The organism is Amycolatopsis sp. lyj-23, from assembly GCF_046549135.1.
Taxonomy (GTDB): domain Bacteria; phylum Actinomycetota; class Actinomycetes; order Mycobacteriales; family Pseudonocardiaceae; genus Amycolatopsis.
In genome coordinates, this window is the sequence record NZ_JAJPWN010000011.1 from 223,637 (window position 1) to 238,125 (window position 14,489).

Genomic DNA, 14,489 nt, shown 5'->3' on the forward strand with positions numbered 1-14,489 from the left:
CGCGCCTCAGTGGAACGGCATGGCGTGCCGCCGGGCGATGACGGTGGCCCGCAGGCGCGCGGTCTCGGCCCGGGCGCGGGCCCCCGCGGTCTGCCGGTTGCGTTCGGCGGTGACCGTGGTCGCCAGGCGGACGGTGAACCCGCCGTCGTCCCGCCACACGTCGAGGTCGTCGCACGCCTGGCGGGCCAGCCACAGCCCGGTCCGCTCGTGCCGGTAGCCGGCGGCCGGGTCGGGTGCGCCGGGGCCGTGGTCGGTGATGCGGCAGTCCAGCCGCCCGTGCGCGAACCACAGCTTGAGGTGCACCGGCGGAGCGCCGTGCTGGTGGGCGTTGGTGAGCACCTCGTTGACCGCCGCGCCGAAGTCGGTGCGCAGGAGCGTCGGGACGTCGGCGAGGTGGCCGGTCACCCGGCGGCGCACCGCCGGCACGTCGGTGAGGCTCACCGACACGACGTCGAGCCGGGCCGGGGCGTCCGGCGGCGGGACCGGCAGGAACCCGGTCAGCGAGCTCAGCAGCGCGACGGGGTCGACGGCGTGCGGGTTGCGGACCGGTCCCCGCTCGGTGAGCAGCCACGGGTGGGTGCGCTCGACGTGGCCCAGCAACGTCGCCGGGGCGGTGGCCGGGTAGGCGCAGACGACGGTGAGCGCGTCGTCGAGCCCGAGCGTGGTGGCGGCCTCGCCGCGGGCCGCCCGGTGCCAGTCCGCGAAGCTGCCGCCGGCGTCCGGCTCGCCGATCACCAGGACGTTCGGCGCCGCGCTCAGCCGCCGGTAGGCGCTCACCGCCGCGGCCGGGCGGCTGTGGATGTCGACGCGGTCGCGGTGGAGCACGCGGTGCCCGCCGAACGGGGCGGCCGGCCGGGAACCGTGGCCGGGCCCGCAGGCCAGGACCACCGTGCCGGGGCGGGTGCGGCCGGGCAGGGCGGCCAGGCGGGCGACGAGGTCCTCGGTGTCGTCGTACAGCACCGCGTAGTGCGCCTTCACCGGGTTTCCCCGGGTTCGCCGTCACGCGGTTGCACGTGCGCCATCGCGCGGCTGGCCGCCGCGACCAGCTCGGCGGGCGCCGGCCGGTTCCCGGCGGCGCGGAAGTACACCGTGAGCACCCCGAGGAGCTGCCCGGCCGGGTCGCGCAGCGAGTACGTGCTGGCCGCCTCGAACCCGGCGGCCAGCACCTGCGCTTCCGCCGGGCCGCAGACGGCTCCCCCGCTCAGGCCCGGCGTGGGCAGGGCCGCCGCGGAGACCGCGGTGTCCGCCTCCCGGACGGGGTTCAGCGCACCGGTGCGCGCATCCGGGACGTGCAGCGCGCAAGCGCTCGCGCGGGTCGCGCACTGGGCGGCCACGGCGATCGCACTGTAGACGACTTCCCGGTCGGCCAGGGTCAGGAACGACGCATCGGCCAGCGTCTGCGGGCGGCGGCGCAGGACGGGGCGGACAGCGGCCAGGATGGCCCGCCTGCTCGCCCGGACTTCGGCGTCGACGAGGCCTTGTTCGGCGCGCGCCGACATCTCGAAGGCGTCGTGCACGGTGTCGTTCCACTGCTCTTGCGCACCGGGGCGCCGGTCCGGCCACACTCCGCCCCTCCAGCCCGCTGCTTTCCGGTGCGACGGAACCAGGTTACGCCGGAGCACGCCGGAGCACGCCGGGCGACCGGCCGGTGGCCGCCCGGCGTGGGTGTGGTTGGGTCGAACCGACCACGCGCGAGAAAGGCATCCGCCCATGGCGCCGTCCGATCACGGTCTTCGGCTGCGAGCTGAAGTCGAGCGTCCCGGCCTGCTGGTGCTGGCCGCGTCGGGTGAGGTCGACGCCCTCACCGCGGAGACGCTGCAGCTCGCCCTCGCGCTCGGGCTCCCGGCCACCACGGTGCTCGACCTGTCCGAGCTGACGCTGCTCAGCGCCGCCGGATTGCGCGTGCTCGTCCGCGCGGCCGAGCGCGCCGCCACCGAGGGACGCCGGCTGCTGCTGGTGGCGGACAACCCCGTCGCACGCCGCCTGTTGACGCTCGCCCGGCTCGAGACCGCGATCCCGGTCCACGACTCGATCGAGGAAGCCCTGCAGCGGTAGGGAACTTCCCGGAGCGGTGGTCGATTTGCTTCGATCTTCGGTCGTGGTGCGCAGGCATGAGCTGACTGCCGAGGAGTGGCAGGTCATCGAGCTGTTGCTGCCTGTTCCAGGTGCGACGGCCACGGACGGCCGCTGTCGGTCGTGCTGCTCGGCGGCAACGTCAACGACTGCACCCAGTTCACCACCGTCATGGCGGCCGTCGAGTTCGCCGCCCCGGACCGGGGCGACCAGCGACCCGCCCGAGTCTGGTGCTGGCGGACGGACCAGCAAGCCAACCGCCGGCGACGCGGCCGAGCCGGCGGACGCACACCGGCCATCGACCGCACCGCCTACAAACGCCGAAACGTTGCCGAACGCTACTTAAACCGCCTCAACAGTTCCGCGCCATCGCCACCCGCTTCGACAAGACAGCCGCCTACCGAGGCCCGATAGACCTGACCACCCTGCTCCAACTTCTAGGACAGCTCCTACAAAATTCCCGGTCCTCAGTGGACAGACGGACCCGCTCACGCCACCTTGATGACGACCTTGCCCGCGGCGTGCCCGTTCTCGACGGTGGCCAGCGCCGCCGGGGCGTCGGACAGCGGGTGGACCGCGGTGATCACCGGCGTGAGGGCCCCGTCGAGGGCCAGCCGGGCGGAGCGCGCCAGGTTTTCGCGGTCGAGGCGGCGCTCGACGAACCGGCCACCCAGCTCGGGCACCGACTGGTCGCCGACGGCGATGACGGTGCGGGGCTCGCGAGCCAGCGGGGCGACCGTCCGCAGCGAGGTGCCGCCGACGAGGTCGACGATCCCGTCGAGGCCGTCCGGAACCAGCTCGCGGACCGCGGCCACGACGTCCTGGGCGGTGTAGTCGACGAACTGCACCCCGATCGCCTCGGCCTGCTCGCGCTTGGCGGCGCTGCCGGTGCCGAGCACGCGCAGCCCGCGCGCCGCGGCCAGCCGGGCTACCACGAAGCCGACCCCGCCGCCCACCCCGTTGACGAGGATCGTGGCGCCGGCCGGCAGGCCGAGCTGGTCCAGCGCGTCCACCGCGGTCGTGCCCGCCACCGGCAGCGTCGCCGCCACGGTGGCGGACAGGCCCTCGGGGATGCGCGCGGTGTTCGCCGCGGACAGCACCGTCGTCTCGGCGTAGGTGCCGCCGCCGGTGAGCGCGAAGCCGAAGACCGCGTCCCCGACCTCGAGCCCGTCGACGTCCGCCCCCAGCGCGAGCACGGTCCCGGCCGCCTCCATGCCCAGCACGCGCGGGAACGGGCGCCCGCCGTCGAGCCCGGGGACCAGCCCGGCACGCAGGAGGTGATCGAGCGGGTTGACGCCGGCGACGTCGACCCGGATCAGCACCTCACCGGGCCGGGGGGCGGGATCGGGGCGCTCGAACGACTCCTGCACCTCGGGCCCGCCGAAACTCCGGAAACCCCACGCCTGTCCCATTTTCCGCAACCTTCCGCCACGACCGCCCGGCGGTTCCGGGCGCCTGCGGCCATCCTCACCGTTCACACCGGTGTCAGGGGCAACCGGCTGAGGCGCGGATCACAGCGTCAGGCCGACCGGGCCACCGGCTGGGCGGCCAGCGCCGCCCGGTGCCGGTTGTTGGCCGCGATCACTTCGTCGAGCGCGCCCCGCATCGCGGCCAAGCGCGCGATCTCGGCGTCGATCCGGTCCCGTTCGCGCATCATCGTCGCGAAGGCCTCGTCGACGACCCCGGCGTCACCCGGGGTTTCGACGCACGGCAGCACCGCGGCGATCACCCGGCTGGACAGGCCGGCGTCGAACAGCTGCCGGATGAGCGCCACGCGTTCGACCTCGGCGTCGGAGTAGTGCCGCTGCCCGGCCTCGGAGCGGGAACTGGTGAGCAGGCCCTGCTGTTCGTAGTACCGCAGTGAGCGTGAACTCACGCCCGTACGCCTGGACAGCTCGCCGATCCGCATGCCCGAAAGCCTACGCCGCGGCCACCCGTCACCGACCGCCTGACACGGCCGTGACGAGGGCGCCGACGGCGGTCTCGATGTCGGCCCGCGTCGTCCAGCGACCGAGGGACAGCCGCAGCGCGGCCAACGCGCGCTCGGCACCCAAGCCCATCGCCGCCAGCACCGGTGATCCCGTGTGCACGCCGCTGTGGCACGCCGAACCGGTGGACGCCGCGATCGCGGGGGCGGCTTCGAGGACCTCGTGCCCGCGGGTGCCGTCGATGCTGATGTTGAGCGTGTTCGGCAGCCGGCGGCCGGCCGGCGCGGGGCCGTTGAGGCGGACGCGGCCCGGCAGCGCCGCGTCGAGCCGGTGGTGCAGCTCGTCGCGCAGCGCCGTCAGGCGATCCGCCGCGACGTCCTCGGCCGCGAGCCGGGCCGCGGTGCCGAACGCGACCGCCAGCGCGACGTTCTCGGTCCCCGCGCGCAGGCCGCGTTCCTGCCCGCCGCCGTACACGACCGGCTCCAGCGCCACGCCGTCCCGCACGAACAGCGCCGCCACGCCGCGCGGGGCGTACACCTTGTGCCCCACCACCGTCAGCAGGTCCACGCCGAGGCGTCCGACGTCCACCGGGACCTTGCCGCACGCCTGCGCGGCGTCGCAGTGGACCAGGGCCCCGTGCCGGTGCGCGAGCTCCGCCAGTTCGGTGACCGGTTGCAGCGCGCCGGTCTCGTTGTTCGCCGCCATGATCGACACGACCGTGCGGTCCGCGTCCGTCCGCAACGCCGCCGCCAGCGCCTCTTGGGTGACCAGGCCGTGGTGGTCGACCGGCAGCACGGTGACGCGGGTGCCGTGCAGCCGCTCGAGCGCGCGGGCCGTTTCCAGCACGGACGGGTGCTCGGTCGCCTGGACGACCAGGTGCGCACCGGCGGCGAGCACCGCGCCGCGCAGGGCCAGCAGGTTCGCCTCCGACCCCGACCCGGTGAACACGATCTCCTCCGGCCGGGCCCCGATCAGGTCGGCGACCTGCGCCCGCGCGGTGCCCAGCGCCTTCCGCGGTTCCCACGCGTAGGGGTGGGCGCTGGACGGGTTGCCGAACTGCCCGGTCCAAAACGGCATCGCCGCCTCGGCGACCCGCGGGTCGACCGGCGTCGTCGCGTTGTAGTCGAGGTAAACGGGCCCGTCGTCCAGGCCCGGCGGCCGGCGCATCGCCTGGGTCACTCGGTGTCCTCCGCAGTCGGTTTCGGCCGCCAGCCTCACGCAGGGCCCTCGTCGCCGCAACCGCGGCTCGCGGCCGGTCAGCTGACGTTGAAGTTCTGGTCCACCTCGGCGGCCAGCGCACCCAGGGCGCGGTCGAGCCGCGCACGCACCTCCTCGGCGTCGGCATCGGCATCGACCTGCGCCCGCAATTCCGCTTCACTGGCCCCGGTCCCGTTGCTCTTCACCCGCAGGTCGCCCGTCCAGCCGCCGGTGCGCCACGCCACGCGGCCTTCGTCCGCGTGCAGGTCGAGGTCGTAGTCGCCCGAGTCACCCGCCGGCAGCCACGCCTTCGCGCGGGTGGCGTCCGAGGCGGTGTTGAGGACGATGTCGGCTTCGGCCGTCATCGCCCGGGTACTGGTCACCATTCCGGCCCGTTCGGTCATCGCGGCCGGGTACCCCGGTCTGCCGCGGCTACGCCGACGCGCTCGCGGGTCGCGGCGAGCACCGCCACCGTGGCCTCGGCCGGTGGAGCCGAGAGCGCGGTAGATTGGGGGCCATGCGGAACCGGCGGAAGGACGTCACCCGCCGTGCGCCCGGTGCCCTCGAAGCCGAAGTGCTGGCGGTGCTGTGGGGCGCGCAGGAGCCACTGACCCCCGCCGACGTGCAGGCGCGGCTGGAAGACGACCTGGCCTACACGACCGTGGTCACGATCCTCACCCGGCTGCACGACAAGGGCGTGGCCACGCGCGAGAAGCACGGCCGCTCCTTCCGCTACCACGCCGTCGACGACGAGGCCGGGCTCGCCGCCCGGAAGATGGCCAAGGTCCTCGACAGCGAGCCCGACCGCGGCAGCGTGCTGGCCCGGTTCGTCACCCAGCTGTCCGAGACGGACGAAGAGGTCCTGCGCGCGCTGCTCCGCGACGACGCCGGGAACTGACCGAAGTGGACGCCGACCACCTGATCCCGCTCCTGCTGCCGGTGGTGGCCTGGCCGCTGGCGCGGTTCGTCGCACCCCGGCTCCCGCCCCGGGCGGCCGGCTGGCTGCTCACCGTAAGCAGCGTCGTCCTCGCCGCCGGCAGCACGGTCACGCTGTTGCTCCTGGCGTTCGCCGGGCTGTCGCTGGTCCCCGCCGTCGCCGAGGCGGGCCACTGGTCCCCGGACACGCTGCGGAACTTCGACGACGTGAGCATCCCCGCCTCGATCGCCGGCGGCGTGCTGCTGGTGGTGGTCGGCGCCCGGCTCGTCCGCACGGGGGTCCGCTACCTCCGCTGGGCGCGCCGGATGTCCCGTGAACTGGACGACCACGGCCGCGACGGCGGCGTGGTGGTCCTGCCGGGCGAGGAGCCGGTCGCGTTCGCCGCCCCCGGCCGGGGCGGCCGGATCGCGGTTTCCACCGGGATGCTGGCCGCGCTGGCCCCGGCAGAGCGCCGTGCCCTGCTGGCGCACGAACGCGCCCACCTGGTCCTGCGCCACCACCGGTTCCTGATCGCGGTGACGCTGTCGTCGGCGCTCAACCCGCTGCTGCGCCCGCTGGGCGCGGCCACCGGTTTCGCGCTCGAACGATGGGCCGACGAGACGGCGGCCGAGCGCATCGGAGACCGCGCGGTGGTCGCCCGGGCGGTGGCGAAGGCCGCACTCGCCGGCCGCAGGCCGCACACCGGATTCGCCCTGCCGGCGGCCGGCGGCCCGGTACCGCGCCGGGTGTCAGCACTGATGGCGGCACCGGCACCCACCACCCCGGCGGCGATCCTGGCCGGGGTGGTGGCGCTCGGGTTGATCACGCTGTCGGCCCAGACGGCCCTCGACGGCGCGGCCGACCTGCACGACGGCATCGAGCTTGCCCAGGCCTCGGTGCCTGATCGGGCACCGATCGGCGTTCGGGAGCCCTAGGGCTACGGCGCAGCCGCTCGTGCTTCCACGCGGCCAACCCGCTAAGCCGCACGCCACTTCAAAAGCCCGCGCCCGCCGCCCGGGACACTCCCTCGGCGGCGCTACAGCACTGGAAGCGTGCCGCACCGACCCGCGCTGCGCGGGCGCCGCCGACCTCGACGGCACCCAGTTCGGTCCGGTCGTCCACTCCGGACTGGCGAAACCGGTGCTGCTGATCGGCAGCGGCAACTCGTGCACCACCGGAACCTGCCACCCGGCGGACGCTACGGGTTGGACGGAACGAAACACTTCGACTTCAGCGATTACGGCGCCTACCTCACCGCGTTCGCCGACCACATCACCCAAAACCGGCCAGAACCGCTACTCACCACCCGCACACCCGGAGTCACCGTCCTCCACACGCACACCTGAACCCTCCCCGGCTTCAGGAGCTCGCCGCCTCCGGGGTGTCGGTGAACGCCCGGACGAACGAGGACACGCACACCGGGGGCGTCCTCAGCGACGCGACGATGTGCCCGTCGATGCGCAGCGGCGGGTCGAGCGGCAAGGCGCGGACCCGGCGCGCGGCGAACCCGGTCAGCTGTTCCGCGGTCAGCACCGTCCAGGCGCCGTGTCCGCTGCCGACCTCGATCAGGACGGTGAGCACCGAGCCGCCCGATCGTCCGCCCGGTCCGCCGCCGGCCACGTGGAGGGCGGAGGTGACCGCGTCGTGCCAGCCCGGGTCCTCCTCGCGGGCGGGCAGCCGCAAGGCCGCCGAATCCAGGTCGGCCGGGCGCACCGCCGGGAAGGCCGCCGCCGGGTGTTCCTCGGACACGACCGCCAGCAACGGCTCGGACCACGCGCGCACCACGCGCACGCCGTCCGCCTCCACCGGACCGCGGACCAGCGCCAGGTCCAGCTCGCCGCTCCGGACGGCCGCGAGCCGGGCGGCGACCGGCAGGTCCACGAGCGAGGCCTCGGCCGGCCGGGCCCCGTCGAGCAGCAGCTCCGCGGCGCGTTCCAGCCGCGCCGTGAGGCCCGGGGCCACGCCGATCCGCAGGTGGGCGGCCGGTTCGCCGGCGACCACGCGCACGCGGGCCGCGGCGGCGAGGGTCTCCCGCGCGGCCTCCAGCACGCGCACGCCGGCCGGCGTGAGCCGCACGTGCCGCGGCGACCGGTCGAACAGCCGGGTGCCGAGGTCCCGTTCGAGCCGCGCGATCTGGTGGCTCACGGCAGGCTGCACGATGTCGAGCCGCTCGGCGGCCCGGCCGAAGTGCAGCTCCTCGGCGACGGTCACGAAGTACCGCAGCGCGCGCAGTTCCACGTCCCCTCCCGGGCACGATGACAAAAAGTGATCGCTGAGCAGTCTAAGTGGGGCTGGTTCCGCCCGGCCTTCCCGGCTGGGATCGAGGCATGCACATCGGCACCGGCTTGATCAGTCCCCCGTCCCCCGCCGAGGTGGTGTCCGCCGCCGCCGACGCCGCCGACCGCGGCCTCCACGGCTTCTGGACCAACCAGAACCCCGGCGGCTGGGACCCGTTGACGCTGCTGGCGACCCTCGGCAAGCGGCCGGCCGAGGTCGGCACGGCGATCGTCGCCACCTACCCCCGCCACCCCGTGACCACCGCGACCGAAGCGCTCACCCTCCAAGCCGCCGCCGGCGGACTCACGCTCGGCGTCGGCCCCAGTCACGCCTGGTACGTCCGGGACCAGCTGGGCCTTCCGTACACGTCCCCGCTGCGGCACACGCGCGAGTACCTCACCGTCCTGCGCCCCCTGCTCGAAGGCCGCCCCGTCCGCTTCGACGGCGAGTTCTTCACCGTCGACACCCAGCTCGAAATCACCGCCCCGCCGCCCAGCCTCCTGCTGTCGGCGCTCGGTCCCCGCATGCTCGAGCTGGCCCACGACCTCGCCGACGGGGTGGCGGCGGCCTGGGTGACGCCGGACATGGTGGCCGGTCACATCGCCCCCCGCACGGCACCCGGCGCGCGCATCGTGGCCCAGGCCGTCACGGTGCTCAGCCCCGACCCCGACCACACCCGCGCCGGCTTCGCCGAGCAACTCAGCGCGGTGGGCCGGATGCCCGCCTACCGCGCCTCACTCGACCGCGCCGGGCTCGCCAACCCGGCCGACACCCTGGTCATCGGCGACGAGGCCACGGTGCTCGACGCGGTGAAGCGCTACGAAGACGCCGGCGTGACCGACCTGATCGTGGTTCCGCTCAACGAACGCGAACGCACGTTGGACCTGCTGCCGGCCTGAACGATCCGCGGGCGGGGTGTCATCGGCCGGCGACACCCCGCCTCCCCTGGCGATCGTGTTCTGCCCGCGGCGGCTTCGAGTCCGGGACGAAAGCGGGCAGGGCGGCGAGACTGTGCTGGACGGCTTCGGCGCCGTACTCGAACATCTGCCGCTCGTAGCCGCCGACCGCGTCCCGGAGGGACCGGCGGCCCTCGGCGACGTCGACCAGGCATCGGCGCAGCAGGTCGGCGTCGCGCAGGGCGGTGTTCGCGCCGTTGCCGCCGGTCGGTGAGGTGGCGTGGATGGCGTCGCCGAGCAGCGTGACCGGGCCGGATGCCCACCGTTCGCGGGGCTGGACCACCCGGATGGACAGCAGCGCGCTGTTGTCCGGATCGCCCTGCTCGATCAGCGCCTGCAGGTCCGGGTGCCAGCCCGCCATCATGGACAGTGCGGCCTCCCGCGGATCGCGGACGCCGGGTGAGCCGGGCGGCAGGATCATGGCCCAGCGCACGTAGTCGCGGACGTCCGGCAGGGTCACCTCGGGTGCCAGCCGCTCGGCCGCCTCCTTCGGCGGCGTGCGGAACCGCATCGCACCGAGCAGCAGGCTGACCCCGTCGCCGGCGATCTTCGAGCCGAAGGCCCGCGACAGGCCGGCGAAGCGCTCGGTCAGCGGAGTACGGCCGATGACGAACCGGACGCCGGTGTCGGCCGGGACAGTCGGCGGCGAAAGCACCGCGCGGACCGCCGAGTTGACCCCGTCCGCGCCGACGAGCAGATCGGCGGTGACCGGCGCGCTCTCGGCGAACCGCGCTCGGACCGAGCCGTCGTCCAGGACGTCGTAGCTGGTCAGCGCGGCGCCGGTGTGCACGGTGAGGCCGGTCAGCAGCAGGTGCCGCAGCACGTGCCGGTCGACCACGATCCCGGTCGTGGCGGGGCCGAGCTCGCCGATCCGGTTCAGCCGCGGGTCCAGGACCAGGCGTTCGCCGTAGGCGTCACCGACGACCGCGTCCAGCAGCGGGTGCCACCGCGGCGGCAGGCACCCGCGCAACGCCGCGAACCCCACCGGGTTCAGCACGAGCCGGTAGCCCTGGAACCGCGCGGTGATCGCCGGGTCCCGCTCGTGGACTTCGGCCTGGATGCCGGCTTGGCGCAGGCCCTGCGCCAGGCAGAGACCTCCCAGACCGGCTCCGGCAACAGCAACTCGCATCACGACCTCCGGAGCGAACTAAGTTCGTTAAGACGATCTAAGTACTACTTGACGAACTTAGTTCGTGTCAAGCTAGGATGACCGCCGTGGCTTCCGATCCCCAGCGCCGCCGCGCCGCGCGGCACGCCCGACCCGACGGCGATCCCGCGGCGTCCGCACCCGCCAAGAAACCCATCACGGTCGACCGGATCACCGACGCGGCCCTGCAGGTCGTGGCCACCGAAGGCTACGACGCCCTGACCGTCCGCCGGATCGCCGCGGTCCTCGGCACCGGACCGTCATCGCTGTACGCGCACATCGTCAACAAGGACGACATCGACGACCTGCTCGTCGGCCGGATCTGCGCCGGAATCGTGCTGCCCGAACCGGACCCGGCCGCGTGGCGAGACCAGATCCTCGACGTGTACGCGCAGCTGCGCGACCTGTACCTGAAGTACCCGGGGGTGTCCCGTGCCGCGCTGGGTATGGTCCCCACCAACCTCGACGCCCTGCGCGTGCGCGAAGGGCTTTTCGCGATCCTGCTCGCCGGCGGGGTGGCACCGCAGACCGCGGCCTGGGTGCTGGATGCGATGTCACTCTACGTCAGTGCCTACGCGCTGGAGCAGTCGTTGGTCCAGCAGCGGCGCAAGCACCCCGACCAGGAGTGGGTTCTCAGCCGCGAGGAGCTGCTTCGCCGGTTCACCGCGCTGCCTGCCGACACGTTTCCGCACACCCGGCGCCATGCGGCCGAGCTGACCTCCGGGAGCGGGCACGAGCGGTTCGAGTTCACCCTCGCGTTGTTCTTGGACAACCTCACCCAGCTCCGGCCGCCACCGGGGCCGCACTGCACCACGACCTCCTTGTGAGCACTTCCCGGCCGCCCGGAGATCACGGCCCGTTCGCCCGCTTGCGCCCGCGTTGTACGTTGTCGGCGAGCCGTCAACGCCGAGGGTGACCCGTGGGCCGCGTGGCTAGGAGGCAGTGTGCTGGAAGCGCTGGGCATGACTCCCGAGGAAGAACGGGTCTACCGCGTCATCGTCGGCGGGTACCGGACCGCGCCCGGCGAGATCGCGGGCAAGACCGGGCTGAGCCCCGGCGAAGTGGCGCCGATCCTGGACGTCCTGCTGGCGAAGGGGCTCGTCAGCATCGCCGACGGGCAGTTCGTGTCCGCGCCACCGGACGTCTCCCTCGGCCCGCTGCTCGTGCACGGCCAGGAGCAGTTGGAGGCCGCCAGGGCCGCGGTGTCCCAGCTCGCCGAGGAGTACCGCGGCAGCGCGCGGCGGCGTGACTCCGCGCAGCTCGTCCAGGTCATCACCGGGGCCGACGCGATCCGGCGGCAGGCCCTCGCCATCCAGCGCAGCGCCCGCGAGGAGTCCCTCTGGTTCTGCCTGGAGGGCAACGTCGCGATGGCGGCGTCGGAGAACGTCGAGGAGGCGCTGGCGCAGGCCCGCGGCGTGCAGTACCGGGTGATCTACGAGACCGGCCTGCTCGAAGAACCCGGCCGGATCGTCAACGTCCTGGAAGGCATCGAAGGCGGCGAGATCGCCCGCTCGATCGCGAAGCTTCCGGTGCGGCTGGCCATCTCCGACCGCTCGGTGGCGCTGTGCCCGCTGGTCACCCACGACAGCACGGGCGAGCCCACCGCCGCGCTCGTCCGGGAAAGCAGCCTGCTCTCCGCGCTGGTCGCGTTGTTCGAGGTCTACTGGGAACGAGCGTCGCCGCTGCGGATCGGCGACACCGCGCCCACCGCCCACCTCGACCCCGACGAGCGGCGGCTGTTGTCCCTGCTCATCGGCGGGGTCAGCGACAAGTCGATCGCGACCCAGCTCAACGTCAGCTACCGGACCGTCCAGCGGCGCCTGCAGGACCTCATGCGCCGGGTCAACGCCCGCACCCGGATGCAGCTGGCCTGGCAGGCCAGCACACTCGGCTGGCTGGACGAGCCGAGCCCCGGGCACCTCCTGCCGCAAAGCGGCGGAAGGCGCCCGGAGCCCGTGAACGACGCCGTTCCTAGCTGAGCCCGTACGCCCGCAGCACCGTCTGGTCGACGGCGTTGCCCGCGGTGTCGGTGGCCTGCACCCGCAACGCGACGTAGGAGTTCGTGGCCCCGAGCGACGGGTGGTCGATCGTGGCCTCGTAAGACTTCCCGGTGCGCTTGACGTCGACGGCACGCCAGGTCTTGCCGTCGTCGTAGGACGCCCAGGCCCGCACCGACCGCACGTCCGGCACGCCATCCCGTCCTGGAACCGGGCGGCCAGGCCGATCCGGGCCTTGCGCCCGGCCGGGAGCCGGTTGCCGGCGTCCGCGTCGACCGCGTAATCCAGCTGCAGCAGCGGAAGCAGCGTCGCGGACGCCGACCGGGCCGAGCGGAACGTCCACGAAGTCTGCGTGCTGGTGCCGAACAGCCACTCCGGCGAATCACGCCGGATCGACAGGTCGAGCCGGTAGGTCGCCGGGTCCGCGCCGGCGGGGAACGTGCCGAACGCGTACGGCTGTTCGGACACGAGCTTGCCGTCGCGGAACAGCTTCGCCGACGTGACGGCCGGCCCGGCCTGGTCGTCGCCTTCGTTGAAGCCGTAGTGCCCGGTCTGGCTGTCGACGAACTCCGGGATCCGGATCCGGAGGTCGTCGCCTTCGCGCGTGGAGTCCAGGCCCGGCACGCCCCGCGGGATGGCGGGCCGGACCACCGGCGCGAACCAGTCCTCGGTGAGATTCTCCTTGCCCGTGTAGGTGCGCGGCGCCGCGGTCATGCCGCCCTGGAGCGGGGACATCTCGTCCCAGATCAGCCCGTGCTTGACCCGGTGCTGCCACAGCGTGTCGCCGGAGCTGACGTACTCCTGGCGGGTCGACGGCGTCGTCACGCGCCGCTGGTACTCGTTGACGGCGAAGTCCTGCCACGGCCGCCACGCGAACCGCTGTTCCTTGGCCTCACCGCCGCTGCCGGTCTGGCGGTAGCGGGTGGTGACGGTCGCGGTGTTCGCCGCGGTGACCCGGTGGACGGGCTTCTCCGGGATCCGGTCACGTTCGGTCTGCACGACGTCGTAGAGGTACGGGCTGACCGCGACCCCGTGCAGGCTCAGGAAAGCCGGGAACCGCTTGATCCGCTCCAGCAGCGCGAGCCCCTCGTCCCGGTCGAGCTGGACGGTCGGGATCGTCAGGTACGGCGCCGCGCTGATCGACGGCACGCTGTTCGATGGCACGCTGTTCGATGGCACCGAGGCCGCGCCCCAGCCGTCCGGCACGACGATGAAGACCACCGCCGCCCCGGCGTCCGCGGCGGCGCGGGCGACGTCGTCACGGTTGTAGTCGGCCGGGTCCGGGTCGACGATCGCGGCCTTCCCGCGCACGTTCTTGAAGTCCGCCGGTTTGCCGTGCCCCGCGGAGACGGCCTGCAGCAGCTTCCAGCCGTCCAGTCTGGGCGACCCGGCGAGGTAGCGGTTCGTGAGCGGGCCACGGCCGCCCAGGACGTTCACCGTCAGCGGCGGCGCGATCCTCGCCCAGCGGGAGCCGAACTCGAAGGCACCGGTGGTCACCTTCGGCGTCGGGGTGACCCGGAGTTCGCGGGTGTAGTCGAACTGCATGGCGTAGTTCGCGATCTTGCGCGGCCCGAGTTCCCGGTAGGTGTAGTAGCTCCAGATCCCGGCCTGTTCGGACGGTTGCGGGGTCTGGATGTCCACCTTCACCGCCTTGCGGGCGTCCAGCACGACGGTCGTGTCGCCGGTGACCCGGATCTCCGGCTGGACGACCTGGAACGCGGTGAGGCCGTCCCCGCCCCCGTCGACCTCGGCGGTCAGGTAGTAGACGCCCGCGCCGACCTCGACCGTCAGGCCGTCGCCGGCCAGCCAGCTGTTGACGTCGAAGCGGTAGTCCTCGCCGTACATCAGCAGCCAGGGCGCGACGGCCGGCTTGCCCTGCAGGTCGAGCGCGGTGAGCCGGACCTGGTACTTCGGCGCGGTCTTGTCCGCGCCGAGCGCGGTGTGCACCACCACCCCGTCGGCCGTCGCCGTGAGCCGTCCGCTGTAGGTGCCCGGCGC

The 14,489-nt window shown here is 73.6% G+C and carries 14 protein-coding genes; 6 read left to right on the top strand and 8 right to left on the bottom strand.

All coding sequences use genetic code 11. From position 1 onward, the window contains the following. Positions 1-6: 6 nt before the first annotated feature. Both ACLJPY_RS27830 and ACLJPY_RS27835 read right to left on the bottom strand, forming a co-directional pair. Positions 7-978, bottom strand: coding sequence for an ATP-binding protein (locus ACLJPY_RS27830; RefSeq protein WP_410592794.1), 972 nt, complete (start codon positions 976-978; stop codon positions 7-9). Then, positions 975-1,565, bottom strand: coding sequence for a hypothetical protein (locus ACLJPY_RS27835; RefSeq protein WP_410592796.1), 591 nt, complete (start codon positions 1,563-1,565; stop codon positions 975-977). The genes ACLJPY_RS27830 and ACLJPY_RS27835 overlap by 4 nt, the downstream gene beginning before the upstream one ends. 145 nt (positions 1,566-1,710) lie before the next feature. Here ACLJPY_RS27835 and ACLJPY_RS27840 point away from each other — a divergent pair, with 145 nt between their 5' ends. After that, a complete protein-coding gene (locus ACLJPY_RS27840) occupies positions 1,711-2,055 on the top strand; it encodes an STAS domain-containing protein (protein ID WP_410592798.1) in 345 nt (114 codons plus the stop codon). Positions 2,056-2,561: 506 nt separating this feature from the next. On the opposite strand, the gene ACLJPY_RS27845 is transcribed toward ACLJPY_RS27840, so the two are convergent. From ACLJPY_RS27845 to ACLJPY_RS27860, 4 genes are all read right to left on the bottom strand, one after another. Next, positions 2,562-3,485: an NADP-dependent oxidoreductase gene (locus ACLJPY_RS27845; protein WP_410592799.1), complete on the bottom strand. Its 924-nt coding sequence runs from the start codon at positions 3,483-3,485 to the stop codon at positions 2,562-2,564. Positions 3,486-3,592: 107 nt separating this feature from the next. After that, positions 3,593-3,982, bottom strand: a complete 390-nt coding sequence (locus tag ACLJPY_RS27850; protein ID WP_410592801.1) for a MerR family transcriptional regulator — start codon at positions 3,980-3,982, stop codon at positions 3,593-3,595. A 28-nt stretch (positions 3,983-4,010) separates the two neighbouring features. Continuing rightward, a complete protein-coding gene (locus ACLJPY_RS27855; protein ID WP_410592802.1) occupies positions 4,011-5,180 on the bottom strand; it encodes a cysteine desulfurase family protein in 1,170 nt (389 codons plus the stop codon). Between the two features lie 77 nt (positions 5,181-5,257). Then, positions 5,258-5,602, bottom strand: coding sequence for a hypothetical protein (locus tag ACLJPY_RS27860; protein WP_410592803.1), 345 nt, complete (start codon positions 5,600-5,602; stop codon positions 5,258-5,260). Positions 5,603-5,715: 113 nt separating this feature from the next. Here ACLJPY_RS27860 and ACLJPY_RS27865 point away from each other — a divergent pair, with 113 nt between their 5' ends. Both ACLJPY_RS27865 and ACLJPY_RS27870 read left to right on the top strand, forming a co-directional pair. Continuing rightward, positions 5,716-6,096, top strand: coding sequence for a BlaI/MecI/CopY family transcriptional regulator (locus ACLJPY_RS27865; RefSeq protein WP_410592805.1), 381 nt, complete (start codon positions 5,716-5,718; stop codon positions 6,094-6,096). 5 nt (positions 6,097-6,101) lie between these two features. Then, positions 6,102-7,049 carry a M56 family metallopeptidase gene (locus ACLJPY_RS27870; RefSeq protein WP_410592807.1) on the top strand — a complete coding sequence of 316 codons (948 nt, stop codon included), beginning with the start codon at positions 6,102-6,104 and terminating at the stop codon, positions 7,047-7,049. A 424-nt stretch (positions 7,050-7,473) separates the two neighbouring features. Here the strand turns inward: ACLJPY_RS27870 and ACLJPY_RS27875 are convergent, their stop codons facing one another. Further along, positions 7,474-8,352 (bottom strand): LysR family transcriptional regulator, encoded by an 879-nt coding sequence (locus ACLJPY_RS27875; RefSeq protein ID WP_410592808.1) that lies wholly within the window; start codon positions 8,350-8,352, stop codon positions 7,474-7,476. 89 nt (positions 8,353-8,441) lie between these two features. Between ACLJPY_RS27875 and ACLJPY_RS27880 the strand changes: the two genes are divergently transcribed. Continuing rightward, positions 8,442-9,290, top strand: coding sequence for an LLM class flavin-dependent oxidoreductase (locus tag ACLJPY_RS27880; RefSeq protein WP_410592809.1), 849 nt, complete (start codon positions 8,442-8,444; stop codon positions 9,288-9,290). A gap of 19 nt (positions 9,291-9,309) precedes the next feature. Here ACLJPY_RS27880 and ACLJPY_RS27885 read toward each other — a convergent pair whose 3' ends face one another. Further along, positions 9,310-10,476, bottom strand: coding sequence for an FAD-dependent oxidoreductase (locus ACLJPY_RS27885; protein WP_410592810.1), 1,167 nt, complete (start codon positions 10,474-10,476; stop codon positions 9,310-9,312). 77 nt (positions 10,477-10,553) lie between these two features. Between ACLJPY_RS27885 and ACLJPY_RS27890 the strand changes: the two genes are divergently transcribed. Both ACLJPY_RS27890 and ACLJPY_RS27895 read left to right on the top strand, forming a co-directional pair. Beyond that, a complete protein-coding gene (locus tag ACLJPY_RS27890; RefSeq protein WP_410592812.1) occupies positions 10,554-11,321 on the top strand; it encodes a TetR/AcrR family transcriptional regulator in 768 nt (255 codons plus the stop codon). Between the two features lie 540 nt (positions 11,322-11,861). Continuing rightward, positions 11,862-12,473, top strand: a complete 612-nt coding sequence (locus ACLJPY_RS27895; protein WP_410593072.1) for a helix-turn-helix transcriptional regulator — start codon at positions 11,862-11,864, stop codon at positions 12,471-12,473. The last annotated feature ends 2,016 nt before the right edge of the window (positions 12,474-14,489 follow it).